Here is a 24,362-nt window from a genome sequence, read left to right as displayed (position 1 = left end):
GTAAACTCACCCGCCAGGCATCTATCTTTCAAGAGGATCATGTCGACGGTAGGAAAGCGTTCGACATGGCTGCAGTTTAGGGCTTTAGCCGATAAAAGCATTGACCCAGGTCAATGTTTGTCGGCTTTTTCTGACGCGCTGGTCTAAGCAGGTTTACAGGATTTACACAATCCGTGTATCTCGATGGTTTTCCGCTGCGGGACGAAGTTGGCAGTGGTCAATTCCACCTCCAGCGCGCTCAGTACGTTTGGGGCGGCGCGCTCTTCTACGGTATGGCAGGCGGTGCAGATCAGCAAGAGTTGGTCGTGCTGGGTGCCGGAGCAATGGCAGCCGACGAAAGCATTCAGACTTTCCACTCGGTGAATCAGGCCTTGTTCCAGTAAAAAATCCAGCGCCCGGTAGACGGTTGACGGTTTGGCGGCATCGTTGACCGGGCGGATTTGGTCGAGCAGATCGTAAGCTTTGACCGCCTTGTGGCTGTTCCAAATCAACTCCAGAATTTTGTGCCGGATCGGGGTTAACTGCACGCCGCGTGACAAGCAAAGCTGTTCCGCTACACTTATCGCTTTTCGAATGCATTGGTTGTGGTCGTGTTCCGCGTGGCTGATACGTTCTGATTCTGTCATTTGCTGGAAGAGTGATAAGGTTCATTCATTTGGGCGTCCGGCTTGTTTATAGTGCCAGCATCAACAGGCCATTTCAATTCATATCGAAGTTGTCTGCTGATATGATGTGACAGCGCTTCCACGGGCGCCATAGTGTGGTTGTTGGATACGCGGCCGGTGAGGAGCACGGCGTGGTGGCAAGTATTTTTTGAGGCAATTGATGAGACGGATTACGTTCCTGGTTTATGCGGTTCTGTGGCTAATGCTGCTTAGCCTGAACCTATACCAGCAAGTAATGGACACCAAACAGTACGCGCAAAATATCGCCACCCGTCAGGCCGAAATGTTTTTCGATCACATTGTGCTGGTCAGAAAGTGGAATGCCTCGCACGGCGGCGTGTACGTTCCGATCGATCCAGGCACGCAACCCAATCCTTATTTGAAAGTGCCCAACCGCGATGTCGAAACCAAGGAAGGCGTCAAGCTGACTTTGATCAATCCGGCATTCATGACCCGGCAGTTGGCGGAAATGAGCCAGAGTCAAAGCGGTATCAACTTCCATATCACCAGTACCGAACCACTGCGGCCGGAGAACAAACCGGATAGTTGGGAGGCCGGAGCGATGGCTGCGTTCAAGCAAGGCCAAAAAAGCGTCAGCGGGTCCGGCATGATCGACGGTAAACCGTTTTACCGCTATATGGCGCCGTTGCTGGTCGAACCGGAATGCCTGAAATGCCACGATCAGGACGGATATACGCTGGGCGACGTGCGGGGCGGCGTCAGCGTGAATATACCGGCCTCCAGCCTGGATAGTTTCGTCAACGAGCGGGTGGAGCATTTGGTGATCACGCATGCTATCGTCGCGCTGATCGGTTTGATTGTGTTGTTGTTGTCGTATTTGGCGCAAGCTCGGCTGAGCAAACGACTGGACAAAGCCCAGAGCCGGCTGCAATTGGCCTATTTGGATTCGCTGACATTACTGCCGAATCGGCGCTACTACGACGCTTTCGTCAAGCGCGAGTGGAAACGGGCGTTAAGGCATCAATACCCATTGTCGATGATTATGATTGACATCGATTTTTTCAAATCCTACAACGACAATCTGGGGCATTTGGAAGGCGACCAGTGTTTGCGGCAGGTGGCAAGAACCTTGAAACGGTTTTTTCGCCGGCCCGGCGATTTGATCGCCCGTTACGGCGGCGAAGAGTTTTGTGTGGTGGCGGCATGCGACGCCGACCAAATCCTGGTGTTGGCGGAAATCCTGCGGAAAGCGGTAGAAAACATGCGGATGCCGCATCCGGATTCGAAGATTTCCGAGTTTGTGACGATCAGTCTCGGCGTGGCGACCATCATTCCGGGCCACGATCAAGCCTTCGATAGCTTGCTGTATCGTGCCGACCAAGCCTTGTACGACGCCAAGGCTTCGGGGCGGAACCGGGTCGGACGTTACCGGGAATAAACAGCGAAGCGGCCGGCGCCTGGTTTTTGGCGCCGGCTGCGTCGGCTTATATTGGCTTATTTTCCAGCAGTTTGGCGTGGGCAGCCGCCAGCCTGGCCACCGGAATTCGCGGCGCCGAGCAGGAGACGTAGTTCAAGCCCAAGTTATGGACGAAACGGATCGAACGTGGATGACCGCCGTGTTCGCCGCAAATGCCGATTTTCAAATCCGGGCGTTGTTGTCGGCCCAAATCCACCGCCATTTTCATCAGTTTGCCGAGGCCCTCGATATCCAGCGTTTCAAACGGGTTGTCTTCCAACAAGCCGGATTCTTCGTATAAGGGCAGGAATTTGTTTTCGGCGTCTTCCCGCGAGAAGGAGAAGGTGGCCTGGGTCAAATCGTTGGTGCCGAACGAGAAGAAGCTGGCCGTCGCCGCCAAGCGGTCGGCACGGGTGCAGGCCCTGACCGTTTCGATCATCGTGCCGAATTTGAAGTTCAGTTTTATCTTGTACTGGCTTTCGACCTCGTTCTGGATTTCGTCGACGTAGCCTTTCACCTTTTTCAGTTCTTGCGCCGTGATGACTTGCGGCACCATGATTTCCGGCTCGACCGGAATCCGTTGTTTGATGCAACGCGCCGCCGCCTCCAAAATCGAGCGGATCTGCATCTTGTAGATTTCCGGATAGCTCATGCCCAGGCGAACGCCGCGGTGGCCCAGCATCGGATTGACTTCGTAGAGCTCCAGCACCTTGTCCAGCATCATCTGCTTCTTGGCGATCGCTTCCAGGATCACGTCTTCGTTCAACCGGTTGAACGGCGCCGGCAGGTCGCCGGCATTGGTCAAGGTGTCCAGCGTCACCCGTTGGCCCTTGACGATGGTCAGGTAATGTTTCAGCGCGTCCAGTTCGTCGGTCAATTGGTGTTCGTTGGGCAGGAACTCGTGCATCGGTGGGTCCAGCAAGCGGACGGTAACCGGGTGCGGCGACATCGCTTCGAACAATTGTTCGAAGTCGTCGCGCTGGATCGGGAATAGTTTGGCCAGCGCCGCTTCCCGCTCTTCGGTGTTGTGGGCCAGGATCATGTCGACTACCAGCGGCAACCGGTCGGCGGCGTTGAACATGCGTTCTGTGCGGCAGAGGCCAATGCCTTTGGCGCCGTAACTCACCGCCAGACGCGCGGTTTCCGGCGTGTCGACGTTGGCGTGGACCCGCAGCCGGGCGACTTCGTCGGCCCAGCCGAGTAAGATTTTCAGTTCATCGGAGAATCGCGGGGCGATGGTCGGAATTCGGCCCAGATATATATTGCCGTTACTGCCGTCGATCGTGATCAGATCGCCTTCCTTGATGTGGATATCGCCGACGATAGCCAGTCGCGCCCGCACATCGACCTTGATGTCTTCGGCGCCGGCGACACAGGCCTTGCCCATGCCGCGCGCCACCACCGCGGCGTGCGAAGTTTTACCGCCGCGGCTGGTCAAAACGCCTTGGGCGGCGAAGAAACCGTGGATGTCCTCTGGTTTGGTTTCTTCCCGCAACAGGATTAAATCCTGACCGGTTTTAGCGAGGCGGACGGCGGTATCGGCGTCGAATACGCAATGGCCGCAGGCCGCGCCCGGTGAAGCCGGCAGGCCGGTGGCGATTGGTTTGTTGGTGTGATCCGGCGCCAGTTGCGGATGCAGCAACTGTTCCAATAACTCCGGATTGATCCGCAATAAGGCTTGCTCCTTGCTGATCAGGCCTTCGGCGACCATGTCGATCGAGGTTTTGACCATCGCCGCCGCATTCATTTTGCCGTTGCGGGTTTGCAGGCAGTACAACACGCCGCGTTCGATGGTGTATTCGTAATCCTGCACTTCGTGGTAATGCGCTTCCAGCTTGTTGCGCAATTCCACCAATTGCCGGTATTGCTCGGGCATTTCCTTGGCCATTTCGTGCACCGGTTTTGGGGTGCGGATGCCGGCCACGACATCTTCGCCTTGGGCATTGACCAAATATTCGCCGTACATCTCGTTTTCGCCGGTGCCGGGATTGCGGGTGAAGCCAACGCCGGTAGCGCAATCGTCGCCCATGTTGCCGAACACCATGGTCACAATATTGACTGCGGTGCCGTTGGCGATATCCGGCGTGATGTGGAATTCTTTGCGGTAGTCGACCGCTCGCTTGCCCATCCAGGAATTGAATACGGCGCAGATCGCAATTTCCAATTGCTGGTAAACGTCTTCCGGAAACGGCCGGCCAGTTTCTTCATGCACGACCATCAAGAACAATTCGCTGATTTCTTGTAACTGGTCCGCGCTCAATGCGACGTCGGCCTTGATGCCGGCGGCGCGTTTGACGTTGTTGAAATGGGTGTCGAATTTCTCGTCTTCAATCCCGAGCGCTACCTTGCCGAACAGTTGAATGAAGCGCCGGTAAGCGTCGTAAGCGAAACGCGGGTCGGAAGTTTCCTCGATCAGGCCGGCCAGGGTCTGCTTGTTCAGACCCAGGTTCAAGATGGTGTCCATCATGCCCGGCATCGAAATCGCCGAGCCGGACCGCACCGAGACCAGCAGCGGGTCGCTGGCGCCGCCGAAATGTTTGCCGGTCACCCGCTCGATCTCTGAAATTTGTGCGCGCACTTCGTCCATCAAACCGTCCGGCAAGCGTTTCTGTTCCAGGTAGCTGAGACAGGTTTGGGTAGTGATGACAAAGCCCGGCGGCACGTTAAAACCCATTTGGGTCATTTCGCACAGATTGGCGCCTTTACCGCCTAATAAGGCCTTGTTTTTACCATCGCCGGTGTTGAATGAGTAGCTGTATTGTGCAGTCATTGTCGCTCTTGTCGAAGTGGTGAGAATTGAGGGCTCGCAAGCCGACGGAGCGTTGCCGGGAGCAGCGCCGCGGCCTGCGGAGAAATGCGGTTAGAATACCCTCACTTTTTACCGATTTTTTTAGGCTATTACAAGTTGCTCGGAATGGATAATTCGAACGTGATTATTATTGGCGCTGGTGCATCCGGGTTAATGTGCGCCATCGAGGCCGGCAAACGCGGCCGTAAAGTCCGGGTGCTGGATCATGCTAACCGGGCGGGCAAGAAAATATTGATGTCGGGCGGAGGTCGCTGCAATTTCACCAATTACACGGTGGAGGCGGCAAATTACATTTCGCACAATCCGCATTTTTGCAAATCGGCGTTAAGCCGCTTCACGCAATGGGATTTCATCGATTTCGTTCACCGGCATCGAATACCCTACCACGAGCGTTTGCACGGCCAATTGTTCTGCGACGACAGCGCCAAGGATATTCTGAATGCGTTGCTGGCGGAATGTCGGCAATATGGCGTGGTCATCGAGTTGAATTGCCGGATCGATAAGTTGCAACAGACAGAAAACGGCGGCTTCGTCTTAGACACCAGCCTCGGCGAGCGCCGCTCGGACAGCCTGGTGATCGCTAGCGGCGGTTTGTCAATTCCGAAGATGGGCGCCACGCCGTTCGGCTATCGGGTCGCCGAGCAATTTGGCATCAAGGTTTGGCCAACTCGGGCCGGCCTGGTGCCGTTGACTTGGCAGGATGACGATGGTCGGCGCCTTGCGCCGCTATCCGGAATTGCCGTGGCTTGTCGGGCTAGTTGCGGCGAGCGGACTTTTCGAGAAAACCTGCTGTTTACCCATAGAGGTTTGAGCGGCCCGGCGATTTTACAAATCTCGTCTTATTGGCGCCCCGGCGAGACCTTATCGATCGATTTGCTGCCCGAATTCGATCTGGTCGAACGCTTGAAAGCCGCGCGTAGTAATGGCAACAATACCAAATTGCAAAATTTACTCGCAGAGTATCTGCCCAAACGGCTATTGCAAGCCTTGCTCGACGACAATTACCTGCTGGCTGCGGCGGCAAATTGCTCCGACAAGCAAATAGATGCGGTGGCTGCACGCCTCCACACCTGGACCGTCAAACCAAACGGCAGCGAAGGCTACCGAACCGCAGAGGTTACAGTAGGTGGAGTCGATTGCGACAGCCTTTCGTCAAAGACCATGCAGTGTTTGCAGGTACCGGGTTTATATTTCATTGGCGAGGTGGTGGACGTGACCGGATGGCTGGGCGGCTACAACTTTCAATGGGCTTGGGCGTCGGGCTGGTGCGCCGGACAGTACGTTTAACCGACGCCCTCAAAGCGCCAATTCGCCGGCTGGTAGCGAATACCGGACTTCGACGCGGCTAGCCAGCCATACCGGCCCATCCTTCCGAGCCGAGCTGCGGATTTAGGGTTGGTCGATCAATCATGCTGTGTGATAATCGGTCTGCCTGCTAAGCTTCTGCTAACAGAATACTGAGGAAACCATGTCAAACGAGACTTTAACGGTTAGGCATAATGCCACCGGGAAAGAAGTGGAATATCCGTTGTTGAAGGGGTCTTTAGGTGCAGATACTGCGGATATGCGCTCCTTGAACAAGGATTTGGGTTGTTTCACTTACGATCCGGGCTTTATCGCGACCGCCAGCTGTAAAAGCAAAATTACCTATATCGACGGCGACAAGGGTATCTTGTTGTACCGCGGTTATCCGATAGAGCAGTTGGCCGAGAACTGCGAATTCACCGAAGTGGCTTACTTGCTGATGAATGGCGAGTTGCCGGATCAGACCCAGTTGCGCGACTTCAACGAGGAAATCAGCGACCGCGCCACTATCCACGAATCGCTGCGCAAATTCTTCGACGGTTTTCATTACGACGCCCATCCGATGGCAATGCTGGTTGGAGTGGTCGGTTCCTTGTCGGCGTTCTACCATAGCGATTTGAATATCAAGGATCCTGACAGCCGGCGCATCTGCGCGGCAAGGCTGCTGGGCAAGATGCCGACTATCGCTGCCGCGTCTTACCGGCACTCGGTCGGTCGGCCCTTCGTCTATCCGCGCATGGATTTGAGCTACTGCGAAAACTTTCTGAATATGATGTTTTCGCGCTCTTCGCAGAACTACATCGACCAGAACCACTACATCGATCCCAATCTGGTCAAGGCATTGAACCTGCTGTTCATTCTGCATGCCGACCACGAGCAAAACGCCAGTACCTCGACGGTAAGGATGGCCGGCAGCACCGGCGCCAATCCTTATGCCTGCGTCGCGGCCGGGATTGCCGCTTTGTGGGGACCGGCGCACGGCGGCGCCAACGAGGCGGTGTTGAACATGCTGGCGCAGATCGGCAGTGTCGAAAACGTACCGAACTACATTGCCAAGGCCAAAGACCCGAACGATCCATTCCGCCTGATGGGGTTTGGTCATCGGGTGTACAAAAACTTCGATCCGCGGGCGACCATCATTCGCAAAACCTGCTACGAGGTCTTAGAGCGCACCCATACCAACGACCCACTATTCGAATTGGCGTTGGCTTTGGAAGAATTTGCCCTGAAAGACGATTACTTCATCGAGAAAAAACTCTATCCCAACGTCGATTTTTATTCCGGCATCATCTACAAGGCACTGCATATTCCGGTGGATATGTTTACCGTGATGTTCGCTATCGCCAGGACCGCGGGATGGGTCGCGCACTGGCTGGAAATGATGGAAGAAACCGCTACACCGATTAGCCGGCCACGGCAGCTTTACGTGGGGCCGCCGCGCCGGGATTTTGTGGCAATTGTCGATCGCCAGCCTATTGTCAAATCGATATGACACCATCGAACGTTAGCGACGAAAAAGTGACTGCTGAGGAGACGGCGGCATTAAAGCCGGCTTCAGCCGAACCAACCCCGGCCAAGCCGGAAGAGTTCAACGGTCCGAAAGGACCGGAACCCACTCGCTTCGGCGATTGGGAGCGCAAGGGACGATGCGTCGATTTTTGACGCCGCAATTACTTCAAACTCAACATAGGGTCATTTATGTCTGCCAATCGACCGCTTTCCCCCCATTTGCAGGTGTACCGCTTACCGCTGACCGGATTGGTATCCATCACCCACCGGATGACCGGCGTGTTTTTGTCGATGGGCCTGGTGTTGTTCGTGTACGTGCTGTTTGCCATTGCCGCCGGCGAAAGCGCCTATCTGGCGATGCAGGCGTTTATGGCGTATTGGTTATTCAAACTGGTGTATTGGGGCTTTATTTACGCGCTATTTTTTCATCTGGTCCATGGTATCCGGCATTTGATCTGGGATGTCGGTAAGACCTTCGAGCGGGCGACGCTGGATAAATTTGCAATTTACGAACTGGCGTGTTCGGCGTCGTTGACGCTATTAACGTTTATCGTTTCCTGATTAGGGAGGATGGTTATGGATTACAAAGCCTGCGTGGAAAAAGCCGCCGATTTTTTCTCGGTGCACAGCGGATCGGGCCACTTTTGGTACCAGCGGGTGACTGCAGTTGCTTTGGTGCCTCTATCGATTTGGTTGTTGATACTGTTGCACAAGGCCTTGAATGCGCCATACGCCGATACGGTGACATGGTTGTCGTCGCCGCTTAATACGCTGGCTATCATCGCTTGGACAGTTGCGGTGGTTTACCACGCCGCTTTGGGGGTACAGGTGGTGATCGAGGACTACGTATCGACGATTCCGGTAAGGCATTTGGCGATTCGGGCTACCAATCTGACTTTTTTGGTTTTGGGCGTCGCAGCGTTAGTGGCGATCGTCATCATTCTTCTGGCAAGGTAAATCATGGCCTCAGCATATAACATCATTGAACACCAGCACGATGTGGTGGTGGTTGGCGCCGGCGGTGCCGGCTTGCGAGCGACTTTCGGCATGGTGGAGAAAGGGCTGAAAACCGCTTGTATCAGCAAGGTGTTTCCGACCCGCAGTCATACGGTGGCGGCGCAGGGCGGTATCAGTGCGGCATTGGGCAACATGGGTGAAGACGACTGGCGGTTCCATATGTACGACACAGTCAAAGGTTCGGATTGGCTGGGTGACCAGGACGCCATCGAATACATGTGCCGCGAGGCAATTCCGGCCATCATCGAGCTGGAGCACTATGGCGTACCGTTTTCGCGGACCGCGGAAGGCAAAATTTACCAGCGCGCGTTCGGCGGCATGTCCACCCATTACGGTAAGGCGCAGGCGCAACGCACTTGCGCGGCGGCCGACGTTACCGGCCATGCGATTCTGCATACGCTGTATCAACAAGCTTTAAAGCACAACGCCGAGTTTTTCGTCGAATACATCGCGCTGGATTTGATCATGGAAGACGGCGAATGCCGCGGCGTGCTGGCGTGGTGTCTGGATGACGGTTCGATTCATCTGTTTCGCGGCCATCAAACCGTGCTGGCGACCGGCGGTTACGGCCGGGCGTTTTTCTCATGTACTTCGGCGCACACGGTGACCGGCGACGGTAACGGCATGGTCCTGCGGGCCGGTTTGCCGCTACAGGACATGGAGTTCGTCCAGTTCCATCCGACCGGTATTTACGGCTCCGGTTGTCTGATCACCGAAGGCGCGAGAGGCGAGGGCGGCTATCTGACCAATTCCGAAGGCGAACGGTTCATGCCCAATTACGCGCCCAACGCGAAAGACTTGGCGTCGCGCGATGTGGTCAGCCGAGCGATCACGATGGAAGTCAACGCCGGCCGCGGCGTCGGTCCGAAAAAAGACCACGCGTTGCTGCATCTGGAACACCTCGATCCGGCCATCATTCACGAACGCCTGCCCGGTATCGCTGAAACCGCGCGCATCTTTGCCGGCGTCGACGTCACTAAACAACCGATTCCGGTGATTCCGACCGTGCATTACAACATGGGCGGCATTCCGACTAACTACAAAGCCGAAGTCGTGACCTTGAAGGACGGCGACCCCGATCGTGTGGTGCCGGGCCTGATGGCGATCGGGGAAACGGCTTGCGTCTCGGTTCACGGCGCCAACCGGTTGGGGTCCAATTCTTTGCTGGACTTGGTCGTATTCGGCCGCGCCGCCGCGATTCGTGCCACCGAATTGATCAAGCCGGGCATGCCGCATAAACCTTTGATAAAAGACGCCTGCGACAAAGCCTTGTCGCGGTTCGACGTTATCCGCCATGCCAACGGCAGCAGAAAGACCGCGGAGATTCGCTTGGACATGCAAACCACGATGCAGGCCAAGGCGGCGGTATTCCGTACCGCCGAGACTTTACGGGAAGGCGTGGAACGCATCGGAGAGATTGCCGCATCGTTCGGTGATGTCAAAGTCGGCGATAAATCGTTGATCTGGAATACCGATTTGGTGGAAACCCTGGAGTTGGATAATCTGTTGGGTCAAGCCCAAGTCACGATTGCCGCCGCCGCCAACCGGCAAGAAAGCCGCGGCGGCCACGCCCGCGAGGATTTTCCGCAGCGTGACGACAAAAACTGGCTGAAACACACATTGACTTGGCGCCAGGATAATCAAGTAACTATCGATTATCGTCCTGTCCATTTATATACGCTGACTGACGAAGTGGAAGTCGTGGCGCCGAAAGAGAGGGTCTACTAATGGTTGAATTTACTTTACCCAGAAACTCCGTCGTCAAAAAAGGCAAGCTGTACAAAGCTGACGGGGCCACGAATATCCGTCTGGTTCAAGTCTACCGCTGGGACCCGGATTCCGGCGAGAATCCGCGGATCGATAGTTACGAGATCGATATGGATCACTGCGGCCCGATGGTGCTGGATGCGATTTTGAAGATCAAGAACGAAATCGATAGCAGCTTGACCTTTCGCCGCTCCTGTCGAGAAGGGGTCTGCGGTTCGTGCGCAATGAACATCAACGGCAAAAACACCTTGGCCTGCACCAAAGCCATCAGCGATTACCAAGGCACCATCAAGATATTCCCGCTGCCGCATATGTCGGTAATCAAGGATTTGGTGGCCGACATGAGCCATTTTTTCGAACAGTATGCATCGATCAAACCTTGGCTGACGGCTTCAGCTGAAGCGCCGGCCGATAGCGAACGGCTGCAAAGTCGGGAAGATCGGGCTAAATTGGACGGTCTCTACGAATGCGTGCTGTGCGCCTGCTGTTCGACCAGTTGCCCGAGTTATTGGTGGAACAGCGATAAGTACCTAGGGCCGGCGATTTTGTTGCAAGCCTACCGCTGGTTGGCGGATAGCCGCGACGACAACGATAAGGAACGCCTGGACGAATTGGACGAATCGTTCAAGCTGTACCGCTGCCATACCATCATGAATTGTACCGACACTTGTCCGAAAGGTCTGAATCCGGCCAAGGCCATCGCCGAAATCAAGAAGCGGTTGGTAGAACGCGACCACTTGTGAGCGAATTGAATAAACTGCGCTGGCGTTGCCGGCGCGGCACCTTGGAACTGGATTTATTATTGCTCCGCTATTTAGAACACGCGTATTTGTCCGCCCCCCCAGAACGGCAACATGCCTTTCTACGCGTATTGGATATGGAAGACGTCGAACTGATGCCCTATTTGATGACCGACCGGTTACCGGCAGACCCTAGTTTGGCAGAGCTGGTTATTGCCATCCGCTCACTACCTGCCATACAGCAAACGGACGAATCGTCCGCTACCCCCGACGACATATCGAATTAAGCCGGTTTTTTGTTTGCCCATCTATTCTCGGTCCGGTAGCCACCGGACGCCTTATTTTTACCCAATCTTATGATGAAAAAGAGCGACTTTAATTACCGCTTGCCGGAAGAGTTAATTGCCCAATACCCCTTACCGCAGCGTAGCGCCAGCCGCCTGTTACACCTGGATAAATCAAGCAGTGTAGTGTTTGACCGCCAGTTTACCGATTTGGTCGACTTGTTGTCGCCTGATGATTTATTAGTATTCAATGATACTAAAGTGATTCCAGCCCGTATTTTCGGTCGTAAAGCCAGCGGCGGTAAGGTCGAGATTTTGATCGAACGCATCGAAAGCCAGCAGCAGGCTTTGGCTCATATCAGAGCCAGCAAGTCGCCGAAGCCGGGCGCCAGGATTCAGTTGGAAAACGGCTCTTGTTTGGAAGTCGTCGAGCGGGAGGCGGATTTATTCCGTCTACGTTTTTCTGGGGCTGATGGTGTCCTGGCGTTGTTGGACGAAGTTGGACATATTCCGCTGCCGCCGTATATCAATCGCGATGATGAAAATAGCGATCTGGAACGCTATCAGACCGTATTCGCGGAGCAGGCCGGCGCCGTCGCGGCGCCGACCGCCGGTCTGCATTTCGACCAGGCGATGTTGGATAGGCTGGACCGCAAAGGGGTGAAACGGGCGTTTGTGACCTTACATGTCGGTAGCGGCACCTTCAGGCCGGTGCGAGTGGAAGACCTGAGCCAGCACACCATGCATAAAGAGTTTTACAGCGTGTCGCAAAACGTTGTCGCTGCAGTCGAAGCTGCGCGGTTGCGGGGAGGGCGGGTGGTCGCGATAGGGACGACTGCGGTCAGGGCGTTGGAGTCGGCGTCAGCTGGCGGTCAGCTGGCGGCGGGAGTCGGCGATACCGATTTGTTTATTACGCCAGGTTACCGTTTTAAATCGATCGACGCGTTATTCACCAACTTTCATTTGCCGGAGTCGACATTACTCATGTTGGTTTCCGCGTTTGCCGGTTACGACGCGGTAATGGCCGCCTACCGCCATGCCATAGACCAACGTTACCGTTTTTTCAGTTACGGCGATGCGATGTTGATTTACTGACTTATTTGCGCAAAAAACATTAAATTGGTGCCGGCCTTGCTATTTTTTCCAGCAACTATTCGCGTCTAATGTTGCCGAAGCGACTGTCTTTTGCCCAAGTTGGTCGATGGACAGAGACCCGCATTTGTCGTCGCTCATGCTTCCCCCGGCAACCGGAGTAGCAGTGATCGTATAAGTTGTCGTACTTAACGAGGCACTGATATTGTATAAAGCGGTACCGGTTTTGGGAGACGTGCTAAACGGCAAAACGACGTTAGTTCCCGAAGAGTTTTTATCGTACTTATTATTTTCAGTGAAGTTTCTTTCCAGAAACTGGGCGGTTTCCAAAAGAATAGCTTTGGCTTCGGTTCGGTTACCTCTGTGAACGTACTCCGAGTACGATGGAATTGCGATAGCGGCAAGAATTCCGACGATTCCCACCGTCACCATCAATTCGATTAGAGTAACACCATCTTGTAAGGTATTTTTCATAACGCTATTTTATTGAATTTGCAACCAATATAAACGGTTAGCAGTTCCTGCGGAAACCGTTTGTCCCTTATTTTTAATCGATTCGATTTTACTGCTGGTGCCCGAGCCTTCTTTTACGGCTATTCCGGTGCCTTCTTTATCTAACCAAACTAAAGATTTAACCATACCGACTGAGAATTGAGCGCCGGATGCGAATCCTCCGCTGGGTAATGAATCTTTGCTATCAAATTTATCGTCATCGTTTAAATCGAATGAGGAGGTAGTTGTTGCGCCGCCGGTCATGAAATTGAGTTCCATTAGCCAGCTGACTCCACCTGGACTGCAGGGGTCTGAAGATGGAATTGCCGTCAAAAATATGATTCGGTCTAACATTAACAGAGCGCCGGAAATAACTCTCTCTCCTTCAGGCGTAGCAGAGGAAGGCAGTAAATCCATATACCAACCGCGTTTGCTAGTATAGTCCACAGAGTTTGCCGAAGTTCCTCTTAAGTTGTATTGGTAGGTTACTAGGCACTCGTTTGTTGTGGTTAACGGATCGTCAGTACAGTCGCTTATCGTTTTTGTTGTGCCTTTGGCCACTTCTTCGGTAATCGTTTGCGCGACTAAATTGCTACGAGATACGGTGCCCGTTGTATTAGGTTTATCCCAAATACCGTAAAAAGTCTGAACATCATTATTTGTTACATCTGTAGTGGTTAAGTATCTGCCTGTGCCGAAAAAAACTAAGACACCTCCATCGGAATGAGCCCCCAAAATCGGCTGCGCGGTAATCGGTTGGGGTACGCCAGTCGTTCGTTCAGCGGTAAACAACGGCGCGCCGGCGTTTGCTAAGCCCCAGCCGGTTGCAGAAGTACTCGTTAAATCAAACTTCCAGAGATTACCCTGCAGATCCCCGGCGTAGACGTAATCAATGATTTTATCGCCATTGCTGTCGTATAGTTTTGGTGTGGACAGGCCGTTGCTGGTACTGGCGTTGGTTGGTATTTTCTTGATTAAACTACCGGTCGTTAAATTGACGATATAGAGAAAGGCTTTTTCCGATGTACTGTTGTAACCATTCCCGAAAATAGCAACCCAATCGCCGCTACTCAGTAAACCGATTTGAGGTTGACTGTAGGTCAAGCCCAGTCCGTTACTATCGGTTGTACCGACATTTCCGGTATCGGCGCTGGTTCCTTGATACTCCCACAATACGTCTGCCGCGGGGCTAAATGCGGCAGGATTTGAAATATTCAACGCGTAAATTGACTTCCCGCCTTTATTTAGGCCCCCTACGAGTACTGTTTTCCACGAGCCGTTTAAGTAAGCGTCGCTGATATGTGGAGAGCCGTCTACGTAGTAGGTGTGAGCGTAATCCGTGTCGGTGAGTTTGCTGAGCTTGTCATAGACACCGGCAGGCACATAGGCGATGATCTCTTTGCCGGAGTTGACGTTTCCGGTATCGGCCCGAAATCCGTGCAACATGCCGTCGTTCCCGCCGACGTAAATCATCGGAATACGCGGGGATGACACGCTGGTTTTGTTTGTTACGAATTGGGCGTAGCTCGATTGACCGGAAACCGTGGTCGGTAATTTTTCGTAGCCATAACTTTCGCTTTTGGTGTAAAGAGGGTCGGAGTTGATAACGTCTGCCAACACGGAGCCGGTACGGTCGCGAAATTTGCCGCCGTTATGAACTTCGTTGCTGGAATCCCCCCGGATCCAATTCAAACGATTTTGACCGGTAGTAACGGTACCGAGTACACCCGACGAGTTGGTCTGAAGAGCCGTCTGCTGACCGGAGCTCAGGTTGTCCCACAGAAAAGTGGTACCCGCAGATTGGTTAAAGGTATAGATGTTACGGGCCGCCGCTGACGGGATTAGCGCCCCCGCATCCCAATTGGCGTCGTTGATATCAAGTTTATCGTCGTTATTGACATCCACCACAAATCCGGAGGCATTGACTGGGAAGTTAAATAAATGTCCGCTCCAATCTGTCGAGTTGAATTGCGCTTGGTATAGCATGGTACCGCTTTGAATGCTGGTTGAGTTTGCCGCGGCAGCGGAGGCAGCTGCAGTACGCTTCAAAACATCGTCCAATGCACTTTTCAAGGATGTTTCCAAATTTTTGGGATCTATCGCGAAGAAATAGCGGTCCGGTTTTCCGTCCAGATTACTATCCCATTCGGCAGTAGTGCTCGGTATATTGTCGTTATTGGCATCGATAAAACCTCCCCACTTGGCGGCATAATACAGCGGTTGTTGCAAGCTGTTCGCTGAGCTCGAACCGATCGTATAGGTTACCGAGGTTGCCGCATCACTGGTATTACAGCTTGTGCATGCGGTGACGCCTAGAGGATCGGTGTAATCGTAAGTGTTGATGCCGGAATGGGCGTGGAATCCATCTTGGGTTGTCCCACTGATGATGTAACCAAAACCCATTTGATAGGGAGTCGACTGGGCTATAACGTCGGTCGTGATAGTGACTTGAGTCGAGGTGACCGAGTAACTGAGAACGCCCCATTGATCCTGATCGAAATCCCCGCCCTGTTCGCTGTCTTCCCAGTTTATATAGAGTTTGCCTGTGTTCGTCGTCGCGGTGCTGGACTGGCTGACGATCTTGAAATCGACGATTGCACAGTTTCCGCCGATATCGGTGTTTTGGCAGGCCGGTAAAATAGTCACGGTTTTTGTTGAGCTACCCGGCACCGGCACTACGATTTTCGGAACCTGCGGCGATAGGGCCACTCCGTAAGTGGTGACGACTTGTTTACCCTTTAAAGCGGACCGAATATCGTTAGTATGGGAATAATGCGCCAATCCGGCAATATGATATGACCCTGCAAGCCTTGGCGCGTCTGGGCAAGTACCGCGCACGCCACTGAGACTGCTCACCGTTTTGGCGGTACACAATTGGTTGTTATCGGTGCCGTTTTCGCCGACGAAGTAACTGTTGCCTGGGATGCTTTCCCCGGTCCCCACGGCGTTGGTCAACGTGTCCATGCCTGAGGCGCCCAAATCGGTAACAGCGCTGAGTTCGTCGCCGTCATAAGAACTGGTGCTTGAATTGAACTGGATAATGTTTTGGGTGGCGCACCACTGCTCTGGTATCACCGGGTCGCTGGCAGTTGCGGTGGTAAGGCCGGAGATGTAGCTGGAGTCGTCGGAATAAAATGTCTTTGAGGCGGATTTACCTGCCAGATAACGTAGCGACTCTAATAATATCTCGGATTGTGGGTTGCCCCAGTTATTGCAGGAACCGTTAGAGAAGCTATTCAATCCCCAGATGCAATCCGCACTGCCGGTTAGACTGTGATAGGTACCATCATCGTGGCGGTACCCGTAAATTCGCATCTTGTCTAACGTGTTAATGATTGCGCCGGTAGAGGGGGCTGACTTAAAGGTGCCGTTCGTTGATACGTTGATTTCATCAGATAGTGACGATGCGTTTTTGCGAAGGACCCCGCCGGATTTGTTTTTGCCGTACGAACCGGTTAGCAGGCCAAAACGCACTTTATCGTCGTCACCGTAGGTTTGTAATAAACCGATTGGTTTGCGGGTGCCGTCAGGATAAATTTTGCAGTTTTCGGTGCCGATGTAGTTTGCGTCACATACTTTCACCTTAGCCACATAATCTTGCGACCCCAAGCCTTGGCTTGCTTTGCTCGGATTGCTGCTTTGGGCGCTGATTCCGGAGCTGGCGGATACATTACCGTTAGAAGCGGCTTTTTCTTCCGACCAGCGACATTGCCAGCGCTCGTTAGATGCCCATAAAGAATAATTGCCTTTTGCTACCCGAATTAACGGGTCGTCTGTAACGTTTTGCGACAAGGTTGTACTCGAAACCGTTGTGTTACATAGCGTGATGCCGTTAGTAACGTCGGTTGAGGAGAACGGGGTTAACTGGGTTAGATCGGACCCGCTGTAGAATTTGGCGAAACTGTGGGCATCGTTCGGCAGGTAACTGCGTTGCAGAACGGTAGTGCCGACAACCGGGCCTGTAATTGTTGTGGTCGTAGTGGTGGTGGTGGTTTGGTAAGGGGTCGTGCTGGTAGAGCTGAATGTCTTGGTGTAGGTGTTGGTATAAGGCGTCACCTTGGTGCTGCACATGCCGCCAGATAACTTGTCTTTCTTTACGGTAACAGTATACGAGGCGGTATAGGTTGTGGTGTAGAAGGTAGAAGTCGTTCTATTGAAGGAGCTGTCGTAGCTGGTCGTATAGGTTGTCGTGGTCACGGTACCCAATGCCGACTCAGTGTACGTGGTAACCGGAGTACTATTGGTGGGCGTGGTATTCGTCGCAACACTATCCGTCGTTGGGCCGTTCTGAGTCGTGCTGGGGCCTGAATCGCCGCTAGGGAGGGTCTCGCCGCTGGTTATCGGCAGTAGAGAGCATTTGGTATCTGTTCCGTTGTATGTCTCACCTTGGGTGGTATCCGTCAGGGAGGTGTTCGTCAACGTGTAAGCCGTCGCGGGCGAGGCAGGACCAGTTGCAACCGGGGCAGAGGTTACGGGAGGCGTGGTTGTCGTGGTCGTGCTGGTAGTGTCGCCGGTATCGGTTGAGCGGTTCCCGCCGTACAATATTTTCCGTATGGTATCTATCCGGGTCATACTGGCCCAATTCAGAAAGTTACCACTCCATGCCCCACTGCAATATTTATTGCTGGTCGTGGTGCTAGGCTCAAATCTTTTGTTTGTCGTGTTATAGGTATAACACTTGTAACTGTCAAAATACCCGTAGTAATCGAAGCTATGTTTGTACGACGTTTCCGGAACGCCGTCGTTGTCAAGGTCGGAGTAATCGTCGAATGCTTTGAATGCCAACTGGTGGTCTTTAGAAATGTTGAGCATCAAAATTGGCGTTGTCGACGACGTTAGGAACAACGGGGTATCGGCCAAATTAAGTTGTGCGGCATAAACTCCGTGGGAAATCGCGAAAAACGCAACGGCCTGTAACAATAATCTTGCAGACATTCTATTCATGGTTGTTGTCCTAAAAATTTGTTACCCATCCCTAAGGGGTGACGCTAAACAAGGCTTGCAGAATAACGATTGCATTACTATCGCCGCCGATAGCCCGCGTGGTCACACGGTATTTTTCCGTTGAACCTTCATTCGGCATACGTTCCACGACATACATCGGCTGTGCCGCAATTTGGTTGAGCGCAAGCGCTGCAGTTAGCGCGGTAGTGTCGGACCAGTCAAATTGGCGAGTAGTGCCGTTGCAATCGGCTGCGCCGGTCCCGTTCCAATAGCTGGCGTTGTTGGGTAAGCAGACGTTGATTGCTCGTAGGCCGGGACCCGTTACCGTGCCGCTGGTGGTATCGGCGGGAACCGGAATTAACGTGCGTATTTTGATGCCGGTTGTTAAATTTTTTTCAACATATTCAAGTGCAGCTTCAGCGGCTTGTAGCGCCAAGTCCTGATTACGGCTGTTTCCGGCCATCCGTTCTTCCAGCGTGCTCATCTGGGCGACATTCACCCCAAATACAGCAAGGATGATCAAAAAGATTAGGGCGGTAAACAACGTCGCGCCGTTTTGGCGATGCCCCGGAGATATTGCTGTCCGCATAACGCGGTGCGAATGATTATGAACCCGGCCGTTAAATGTCGTTCGGGCTGAGCTTGTCGAAGGGCGCTCCATTTGGGGCTTCGACAAGCTCAGCCCGAACGGAATCCCAGTGTTAAATAGGGCCGGCTTAAGAAGAACCGCTGACTTTAATTGACGAGCCCGTTTCATAATCGATTTTTAATGGCAATTGTGGTCGTAAATACTTTGCGCAACAAGTAGTCGGACGGTGTGACCGTTTCGCCAGTGTCTGCGACATCGCCGTCTGCGTTTGTGTCGATAGCGTACTGCTGTGGGGAACTGGTAAGCCCTTGTTCGTCTTGACGGGAGACCATTAATAAGCTGACGCGAATGCCTAAAACTTTCGACCAATCGGTCACATTGGTGGCTGTAACGTATGCATCGACCGCACCGTCGGTTCCGGTATCTACCGCATACGAAATTTGCATGTCCTGCACGCCTTCGATCAGCTCTTCGGCGGTATTGGTCGGCGCGCCGCCGGATGTCGATAAAACTTGGCGATACAAGGACGGTTCGTTGCTGCTATTGAGGCGAATGTGATAAGTCGTAGCACTTAACCGAAATATTCTCGAGCCGGCATCGAACGTATCGCTAGTACCGTCCGGACAAGAACCAATCGGATTGCCGAGTCCTTTTCGGCTATTTCCGCTACTGCATGGGGTAACGGCATTATGCTGAATCAGACTATGGCCGCAATTGCCATTACTGTTATAAGTGCATTCTTTGGTATTTTGAAACACCGCTATGCGCGAGCAGTTTGCTTTGGCAGCAATAAGAATCTGGCCTTGCTTGATGTCGTGATTGGCGGTCAGAGTAAATTGCGGCGGATTCGACGTCGGAGTATGAGCGGATACGATGTATTCTTGAGTATTGTCGGAATGGAGGATAGTTAAGGCGTCGCCGGCGACAACGTTTCCGACCACACCGGTCACTCCTGCCGGAAAAGCGCTCCAGGCCGCCGCGGTGGCTTTTTCGTAACCTATTAAGGGTTGAGCTATCAGATTTTTGTCCCAATCGGTACTGTTGACCAGAACATTGATATCCCCGCCAGCTGCTGCGTTGACTGGACAGCCCCGAAATCCCGTCATACGAATGTCTTTTGCAATAATGTTAAAAGCTGTACGGGCACCTTCCTGCATCCGCGCCAAGGCGTCCTGGCTGCGGAAACTTTGCCGGGAGCCGAGCAATACGTATCCGATTGCCGCTATGATGACCAGACCGATAGTCAGCGAAATCATAAGCTCGATCAATGTCACACCCGACATGGTGCGGGAGACAGACGGCAAATGTGGTAATGTCCGCTGGGAACTCATATAAGGCTTTGGGTGGTAAATGTTGTAGGCGCAATCGTTCCGTCGGCTGCGCCTTTGACTACTTCGCTCCAACGTATGTTAATGGTGACGTTGCCTCCACCGTCAACTGTTACCTGACCATCTCCGTTAGGCAACGAGTTTTCTAAATTTGTTTTCCAGTTCCTTAATTCCACATTCTGAATCTCTGTACCGCTGGGCACGCTTCCACTTGGGCTACTGCCGGCAGGGGCAAAGTTGATCGTAAAATTTCCGGCAACGGCCTGAGCACGATTTAGTCTTAGACGCTCCACTATGTCGTAACTTAATAGTGTCGCTTGACTCCTGAGAAACGCACTGTGGCTGGCTTTTGCCGACAATGCTATGACACCTGCTTGACCCAGTAGGCCCAGCGAAACAATCAGCATGGTTACGAGGACTTCGATCAGGCTGGCACCGTGTTGGTTAGTAAGCTTGGATAAGTTTTGCTCTGTACTGGCGCTTAACATAAGAAATTTGCCGCTCGGATTAAGGAGATGTACAAGATGTCAGTCCGTCTGGAATTCCGTCATGGTCGGCATCTTGGCCAAGGCGGACGCGTCCGGTACTGCTCACAATGATGCGTTTTGCTGTGCCTTGCTCTGGGGTATTGTTACCGTCAGAGTTGTCGCAAATAGCGAAAGACCCAAACGTATTGCTTTCCCCGGTGGGGCTGTAGCTAATATAGTCGGCGAAATTGTTACCTCTTAATGTGTAATTGGTGGGTAAAGACTCGTAAGTTCTTAGATTGCAGTCCTCGCTGTCTTCGCATGGAGTGTTATCGTTATCTTGGTTAAAGACGTTTGTTTTGCTTGACGACGAGCGATCTACGTCAACAAACACCTGCCATCCCTCTTCCCAGTTCGTACCGGTTTTGCGCACGACGACAATCCTTCCGCGCTTTATAGCTTCGCTACGGGCAAAACTTAACGAAGTAATAAATTGATTCGCTGCAGCGGTTAGCCGACTGCTTCTGATTGCTGCGGTAAAGCTCGGAACCGCGACTGCCGACAATATGCCGACGATCGTTACCACTATCAGTAGTTCGATCAGGGTGAATCCTGCGGCAGCTCTGAGTTTGCTCATAGGGGGGAGTGAATCCGGGTTTTCTTAGGCGGTATATTGCGAGGCCAGTTGGAAGATAGCACAGGATCAAACAAAGTTATGAGAGCTGAAACAAAATTCGGCGCGACCTCGCAAGATCGGATTTCAGTAACTACACTCTTGTAGGAGCTTGACTACACTTCCTGCGTCTAGGAATTGGAGTAACGCTCGGCGGAGCCAAAACGGCAATTTCGACTACGTTTTTTACTGTGACTCAAAACTGGAGGAAATAATTGTGGCGACGATTCTTGCCGTAGACGATTCGGCATCGATGAGACAAATGGTGGCGTTTACTCTGAAGGGGGCCGGCTACAGCGTAGTGGAAGCGGTCGATGGTGTGGATGCTTTGAACAAAGCCAAAGGGCAGGCTTTCGATTGTGTGGTGACCGATGTCAACATGCCCAACAAGGATGGAATCCAATTGATCAGAGAACTGCGGGCGCTGCCCAACTACAAGTTCACGCCGATGTTGATGTTGACGACGGAAGCGGGGTCAGACAAAAAGCAACAGGGTAAGGATGCCGGAGCAACCGGCTGGATCGTGAAGCCGTTCAATCCTGATCAGTTACTGAAAACGATCAAGAAAGTGATGGGCTGAAGTCCAACGGCATCTTGACAGTCATTTTTGGGTGGTTGTATGGCAATCGATATGGCGCAATTTCATCAAGTGTTCTTCGAAGAAAGTTTCGAAGGATTGGATGCGATGGAATCCGGCTTGCTGAACATGGATACCGGCGATGTTGATGCCGAAGAGATCAATACTATCTTCCGTGCAGCCCACTCCATAAAAGGCGGTAGCGGCACATTCGGCTTTAACGCGGTGTCCGATTTCACCCACGTGATGGAGACCTTGCTCGACGAAATGCGCGACGGTCGGCGTAAAGTGACGCAACCGGCTGTAGACGTTTTACTGGGTTCGGTCGATTGCTTGCGCGATATGTTGCAATCGATCCAGATCGGCGCCGAAATCGATCAGGCGACGGTCTCGGCCCACAAGCAAGCCTTGGATAACGAGTTGCGTAATGCCGGGCAGCCGGCCGGCGACCCTAGGGGCGTAATCGCTCAGCCGATCCTACAGCAACCCGCTCCGCAGCAGACTGATACTGCGGAACTGAGCGGTTGGTCGATCGCGTTCAGCCCGCATCTGAACTTACTCAAAACCGGCAATGAACCGGTAAGGATGTTCAGAGAATTAGCCGCTCTGGGAGAATTAACGACAACGGTTGATTTACAAGGCGTACCCAGTCTTTACGATCTGGATCCTGAAGAATGCCATTTGTCCTGGAAATTGCACGTCGCGGGAAACATCCCGGCCGGCGAAATCGACGAAATTTTCGATTGGGTGGAAGACCACTGCGATTTGGCCAAGCAGCCCATCCATCAGTTAGGCGCGGAGCACGTTGAGCAACCGGTTGATATTCCGGCAGTGCCTGCCAGCGTGGCGGCGGTCGAAGCCAGGCCTGAGGCGGAGCCGGGAAACGAAACCGGCGCGCAAGCGGCAGATGCTAAATCGGCCAAAAAAGACGATGGGAAAGTTGCCGGCAAAGGCTCAAGCTCGATTCGGGTCGATACCGGTAAGATCGACACCTTGATTAATATGGTTGGCGAACTGGTCATCACTCAATCGATGTTGAGTTTGTTGGGCGAGCACTTTGAAATCAACAAGCTTGATCAGCTAAAAAACGGCTTATCGCAATTGGAGCGTCACACGCGCGAATTGCAGGAAAGCGTAATGAATATTCGGATGCTGCCAATCAGCTTCGTATTCAGCCGTTTTCCGCGTTTGGCGCATGACATCAGCAGTAAGCTGGGTAAAAAAATCGAGCTTCGATTGGTCGGCGAAAATACCGAAGTGGATAAAACCGTCGTCGAGTTGCTGAGCGATCCTCTGGTACATCTGGTCCGCAACAGTCTGGATCACGGTATCGAAATGCCCGAAGTGCGCGTTGCGGCCGGCAAACCCGAAACCGGCACGGTTACCCTGGAGGCGTACCACCGCGGCGGAAATATCGTGATTGAAGTTTCGGACGACGGCAAAGGTTTGGACAAAGAAAAGCTGCGCGCCAAAGCGGTCGAAAAAGGCTTGATTGATGCCGATGCCGTACTGAGCGAAAAACAGACATACGAATTGATCTTCATGCCTGGTTTTTCGACGGCGGAAAAATTGACAGACATCTCCGGCCGCGGCGTCGGTATGGATGTGGTGAGGCGTAATATTCAAGCCTTGGGCGGCGATATCGAAATCTTGTCGGAGTTGGGTAAGGGCTCGACTATCTCGATCCATTTGCCGCTGACCTTGGCGATTTTGGACGGCCAATCGATCGCGGTGGGCGACGAGACCTACATTTTACCGTTGGGCTCGATTATTGAATCCCTGCACGTCAGAGAAGAGTTTATTAACCGGGTGGCCGGGAAGGGCGAGACCTTTTTGCTGCGGGGCCAATATCTGCCGGTGATCCGCATTCACGAGATCTTTAAAGTACCCAGCGCCAAAAATACCAAACTGACCGAAGGATTAATCGTTGTGGTTGAGGGGCAAGGCGCACGCTGCGGATTGTTTGTTGACGACTTGCTGGGCCAACAGCAAGTCGTGATTAAGTCGCTCGAAGCCAATTATCGGCGGATCGAAGGCGTCTCGGGGGCGACCATCCTCGGCGACGGCTCGGTTGCGTTAATTTTGGATATTCCAGGATTGGTCCGATTATCAAATCAATAATTGCCGCGAATTAAATATGACTCATAACGCCGAAACGATTACCTCCGAACAGGCGGAAGCCATCAATCAGGAACATCTGTTGCAGTTTTTGAGTTTTACCCTGGGCCGGGAAGAATACGGGGTCGATATTTTAAGGGTTCAGGAAATCAGGAGCTGGGAACCCGTGTCGCGTATTCCGAACGTCCCCGCTTACGAAAAAGGCGTCGTTAATCTGCGCGGTGCCATCGTACCCATCATCGACTTACGAGAGCGGTTTCAACTCGGACGCTGCGAATATACCGCGCTTACGGTGGTGGTGGTGCTACAGGCTAAAGTTGCAGACCGGACTAGAATTATGGGCGTGGTGGTCGATGCGGTTTCCGACGTAGTGGACGTCAATAAAAAACAGATTCAAACCGCACCCGATTTTGGGGCCAAGGTCAGTACCGAGTTCATAACCGGTCTGGCTTCAGTGGGCGGCCGGATGGTTATGCTGTTGGACGTCGATAAACTACTCAGTCTCGATGGTGTAAATGATGAAAATGACAATTCGAACAAATAAAGCAAGAAAATTAGCGGCTAAGGAG

The 24,362-nt window shown here is 53.0% G+C and carries 21 protein-coding genes; 13 read left to right on the top strand and 8 right to left on the bottom strand.

Annotated elements, in window-relative coordinates; all coding sequences use genetic code 11:
• Positions 1-143 precede the first annotated feature (143 nt).
• Positions 144-626: a transcriptional repressor gene (locus PL263_RS06220; protein WP_278212174.1), complete on the bottom strand. Its 483-nt coding sequence runs from the start codon at positions 624-626 to the stop codon at positions 144-146.
• 199 nt (positions 627-825) lie between these two features.
• On the opposite strand from PL263_RS06220, the gene PL263_RS06215 reads away from it, so the two are divergent.
• Positions 826-2,064 (top strand): diguanylate cyclase, encoded by a 1,239-nt coding sequence (locus PL263_RS06215; RefSeq protein ID WP_278212173.1) that lies wholly within the window; start codon positions 826-828, stop codon positions 2,062-2,064.
• 46 nt (positions 2,065-2,110) lie between these two features.
• Here PL263_RS06215 and ppdK read toward each other — a convergent pair whose 3' ends face one another.
• Positions 2,111-4,852 carry a pyruvate, phosphate dikinase gene (gene ppdK, locus PL263_RS06210; RefSeq protein WP_278212172.1) on the bottom strand — a complete coding sequence of 914 codons (2,742 nt, stop codon included), beginning with the start codon at positions 4,850-4,852 and terminating at the stop codon, positions 2,111-2,113.
• 144 nt (positions 4,853-4,996) lie between these two features.
• Here ppdK and PL263_RS06205 point away from each other — a divergent pair, with 144 nt between their 5' ends.
• From PL263_RS06205 to queA, 9 genes are all read left to right on the top strand, one after another.
• Entirely contained in the window at positions 4,997-6,178 is a 1,182-nt protein-coding gene (locus PL263_RS06205; protein WP_278212171.1) for an NAD(P)/FAD-dependent oxidoreductase, read from the top strand.
• Between the two features lie 181 nt (positions 6,179-6,359).
• The gene (locus tag PL263_RS06200; RefSeq protein ID WP_278212170.1) at positions 6,360-7,688 is read left to right on the top strand and encodes a citrate synthase; all 1,329 of its coding nucleotides are present in this window, start codon (positions 6,360-6,362) and stop codon (positions 7,686-7,688) included.
• Complete coding sequence (locus PL263_RS06195) at positions 7,685-7,858, top strand: succinate dehydrogenase assembly factor 4 (RefSeq protein ID WP_140913807.1); 174 nt, start codon at positions 7,685-7,687, stop codon at positions 7,856-7,858. Before PL263_RS06200 ends, PL263_RS06195 begins: the two co-directional genes overlap by 4 nt.
• A gap of 36 nt (positions 7,859-7,894) precedes the next feature.
• Positions 7,895-8,266, top strand: coding sequence for a succinate dehydrogenase, cytochrome b556 subunit (sdhC, locus tag PL263_RS06190; protein ID WP_140913808.1), 372 nt, complete (start codon positions 7,895-7,897; stop codon positions 8,264-8,266).
• A gap of 15 nt (positions 8,267-8,281) precedes the next feature.
• On the top strand, positions 8,282-8,662 hold the full coding sequence (gene sdhD / locus PL263_RS06185) for a succinate dehydrogenase, hydrophobic membrane anchor protein (protein WP_278212169.1): 381 nt from the start codon (positions 8,282-8,284) through the stop codon (positions 8,660-8,662).
• Between the two features lie 3 nt (positions 8,663-8,665).
• A complete protein-coding gene (sdhA, locus tag PL263_RS06180) occupies positions 8,666-10,450 on the top strand; it encodes a succinate dehydrogenase flavoprotein subunit (protein WP_278212168.1) in 1,785 nt (594 codons plus the stop codon).
• A complete protein-coding gene (locus PL263_RS06175) occupies positions 10,450-11,232 on the top strand; it encodes a succinate dehydrogenase iron-sulfur subunit (RefSeq protein WP_278212167.1) in 783 nt (260 codons plus the stop codon). Before sdhA ends, PL263_RS06175 begins: the two co-directional genes overlap by 1 nt.
• Positions 11,229-11,516 carry a succinate dehydrogenase assembly factor 2 gene (locus tag PL263_RS06170; protein ID WP_278212166.1) on the top strand — a complete coding sequence of 96 codons (288 nt, stop codon included), beginning with the start codon at positions 11,229-11,231 and terminating at the stop codon, positions 11,514-11,516. The genes PL263_RS06175 and PL263_RS06170 overlap by 4 nt, the downstream gene beginning before the upstream one ends.
• A gap of 72 nt (positions 11,517-11,588) precedes the next feature.
• Complete coding sequence (gene queA, locus PL263_RS06165; RefSeq protein WP_278212855.1) at positions 11,589-12,608, top strand: tRNA preQ1(34) S-adenosylmethionine ribosyltransferase-isomerase QueA; 1,020 nt, start codon at positions 11,589-11,591, stop codon at positions 12,606-12,608.
• 39 nt (positions 12,609-12,647) lie between these two features.
• On the opposite strand, the gene PL263_RS06160 is transcribed toward queA, so the two are convergent.
• The 6 genes from PL263_RS06160 to PL263_RS06135 form a co-directional block, all read right to left on the bottom strand.
• Positions 12,648-13,079 (bottom strand): type IV pilin protein, encoded by a 432-nt coding sequence (locus PL263_RS06160; RefSeq protein ID WP_140913813.1) that lies wholly within the window; start codon positions 13,077-13,079, stop codon positions 12,648-12,650.
• Positions 13,080-13,088: 9 nt separating this feature from the next.
• Complete coding sequence (locus PL263_RS06155) at positions 13,089-18,041, bottom strand: PilC/PilY family type IV pilus protein (protein WP_278212165.1); 4,953 nt, start codon at positions 18,039-18,041, stop codon at positions 13,089-13,091.
• A 31-nt stretch (positions 18,042-18,072) separates the two neighbouring features.
• Positions 18,073-18,630, bottom strand: coding sequence for a PilX N-terminal domain-containing pilus assembly protein (locus PL263_RS06150; protein ID WP_278212164.1), 558 nt, complete (start codon positions 18,628-18,630; stop codon positions 18,073-18,075).
• Between the two features lie 164 nt (positions 18,631-18,794).
• The gene (locus tag PL263_RS06145; RefSeq protein ID WP_186289509.1) at positions 18,795-19,904 is read right to left on the bottom strand and encodes a PilW family protein; all 1,110 of its coding nucleotides are present in this window, start codon (positions 19,902-19,904) and stop codon (positions 18,795-18,797) included.
• A 53-nt stretch (positions 19,905-19,957) separates the two neighbouring features.
• Positions 19,958-20,446, bottom strand: a complete 489-nt coding sequence (gene pilV / locus PL263_RS06140) for a type IV pilus modification protein PilV (RefSeq protein ID WP_278212163.1) — start codon at positions 20,444-20,446, stop codon at positions 19,958-19,960.
• Positions 20,447-20,465: 19 nt separating this feature from the next.
• Positions 20,466-21,062 (bottom strand): GspH/FimT family pseudopilin, encoded by a 597-nt coding sequence (locus PL263_RS06135; RefSeq protein WP_278212162.1) that lies wholly within the window; start codon positions 21,060-21,062, stop codon positions 20,466-20,468.
• A 250-nt stretch (positions 21,063-21,312) separates the two neighbouring features.
• Here PL263_RS06135 and PL263_RS06130 point away from each other — a divergent pair, with 250 nt between their 5' ends.
• From PL263_RS06130 to PL263_RS06120, 3 genes are read left to right on the top strand one after another with little or no spacing between them, the layout of a single operon-like run.
• Complete coding sequence (locus PL263_RS06130) at positions 21,313-21,678, top strand: response regulator (protein WP_222101874.1); 366 nt, start codon at positions 21,313-21,315, stop codon at positions 21,676-21,678.
• 39 nt (positions 21,679-21,717) lie between these two features.
• Positions 21,718-23,796, top strand: coding sequence for a chemotaxis protein CheA (locus tag PL263_RS06125; RefSeq protein ID WP_278212161.1), 2,079 nt, complete (start codon positions 21,718-21,720; stop codon positions 23,794-23,796).
• 16 nt (positions 23,797-23,812) lie between these two features.
• The gene (locus tag PL263_RS06120) at positions 23,813-24,337 is read left to right on the top strand and encodes a chemotaxis protein CheW (protein WP_278212160.1); all 525 of its coding nucleotides are present in this window, start codon (positions 23,813-23,815) and stop codon (positions 24,335-24,337) included.
• Positions 24,338-24,362: the final 25 nt, after the last annotated feature.

It is taken from the genome of Methylomonas sp. EFPC3, from assembly GCF_029643245.1.
Classification (GTDB): Bacteria; Pseudomonadota; Gammaproteobacteria; order Methylococcales; family Methylomonadaceae; genus Methylomonas; species Methylomonas koyamae_B.
The sequence above is the reverse complement of the archived record's forward strand: the minus strand, read 5'-3'. Positions and strand labels throughout refer to the sequence as shown.

What these genes read in the sequence shown, in the direction of transcription:
- PL263_RS06120 (WP_278212160.1), top strand. Translation starts at nt 23,813, where the DNA reads ATGACTCATAACGCCGAAACGATTACCTCCGAACAGGCGGAAGCCATC.
- PL263_RS06150 (WP_278212164.1), bottom strand. Translation starts at nt 18,630, where the DNA reads ATGCGGACAGCAATATCTCCGGGGCATCGCCAAAACGGCGCGACGTTG.
- PL263_RS06215 (WP_278212173.1), top strand. Translation starts at nt 826, where the DNA reads ATGAGACGGATTACGTTCCTGGTTTATGCGGTTCTGTGGCTAATGCTG.
- PL263_RS06155 (WP_278212165.1), bottom strand. Translation starts at nt 18,041, where the DNA reads ATGAATAGAATGTCTGCAAGATTATTGTTACAGGCCGTTGCGTTTTTC.
- sdhC (WP_140913808.1), top strand. Translation starts at nt 7,895, where the DNA reads ATGTCTGCCAATCGACCGCTTTCCCCCCATTTGCAGGTGTACCGCTTA.
- sdhA (WP_278212168.1), top strand. Translation starts at nt 8,666, where the DNA reads ATGGCCTCAGCATATAACATCATTGAACACCAGCACGATGTGGTGGTG.
- PL263_RS06205 (WP_278212171.1), top strand. Translation starts at nt 4,997, where the DNA reads ATGGATAATTCGAACGTGATTATTATTGGCGCTGGTGCATCCGGGTTA.
- PL263_RS06160 (WP_140913813.1), bottom strand. Translation starts at nt 13,079, where the DNA reads ATGAAAAATACCTTACAAGATGGTGTTACTCTAATCGAATTGATGGTG.
- PL263_RS06175 (WP_278212167.1), top strand. Translation starts at nt 10,450, where the DNA reads ATGGTTGAATTTACTTTACCCAGAAACTCCGTCGTCAAAAAAGGCAAG.
- PL263_RS06200 (WP_278212170.1), top strand. Translation starts at nt 6,360, where the DNA reads ATGTCAAACGAGACTTTAACGGTTAGGCATAATGCCACCGGGAAAGAA.
- PL263_RS06195 (WP_140913807.1), top strand. Translation starts at nt 7,685, where the DNA reads ATGACACCATCGAACGTTAGCGACGAAAAAGTGACTGCTGAGGAGACG.
- PL263_RS06135 (WP_278212162.1), bottom strand. Translation starts at nt 21,062, where the DNA reads ATGAGCAAACTCAGAGCTGCCGCAGGATTCACCCTGATCGAACTACTG.
- pilV (WP_278212163.1), bottom strand. Translation starts at nt 20,446, where the DNA reads ATGTTAAGCGCCAGTACAGAGCAAAACTTATCCAAGCTTACTAACCAA.
- ppdK (WP_278212172.1), bottom strand. Translation starts at nt 4,852, where the DNA reads ATGACTGCACAATACAGCTACTCATTCAACACCGGCGATGGTAAAAAC.
- sdhD (WP_278212169.1), top strand. Translation starts at nt 8,282, where the DNA reads ATGGATTACAAAGCCTGCGTGGAAAAAGCCGCCGATTTTTTCTCGGTG.
- PL263_RS06220 (WP_278212174.1), bottom strand. Translation starts at nt 626, where the DNA reads ATGACAGAATCAGAACGTATCAGCCACGCGGAACACGACCACAACCAA.
- queA (WP_278212855.1), top strand. Translation starts at nt 11,589, where the DNA reads ATGAAAAAGAGCGACTTTAATTACCGCTTGCCGGAAGAGTTAATTGCC.
- PL263_RS06125 (WP_278212161.1), top strand. Translation starts at nt 21,718, where the DNA reads ATGGCAATCGATATGGCGCAATTTCATCAAGTGTTCTTCGAAGAAAGT.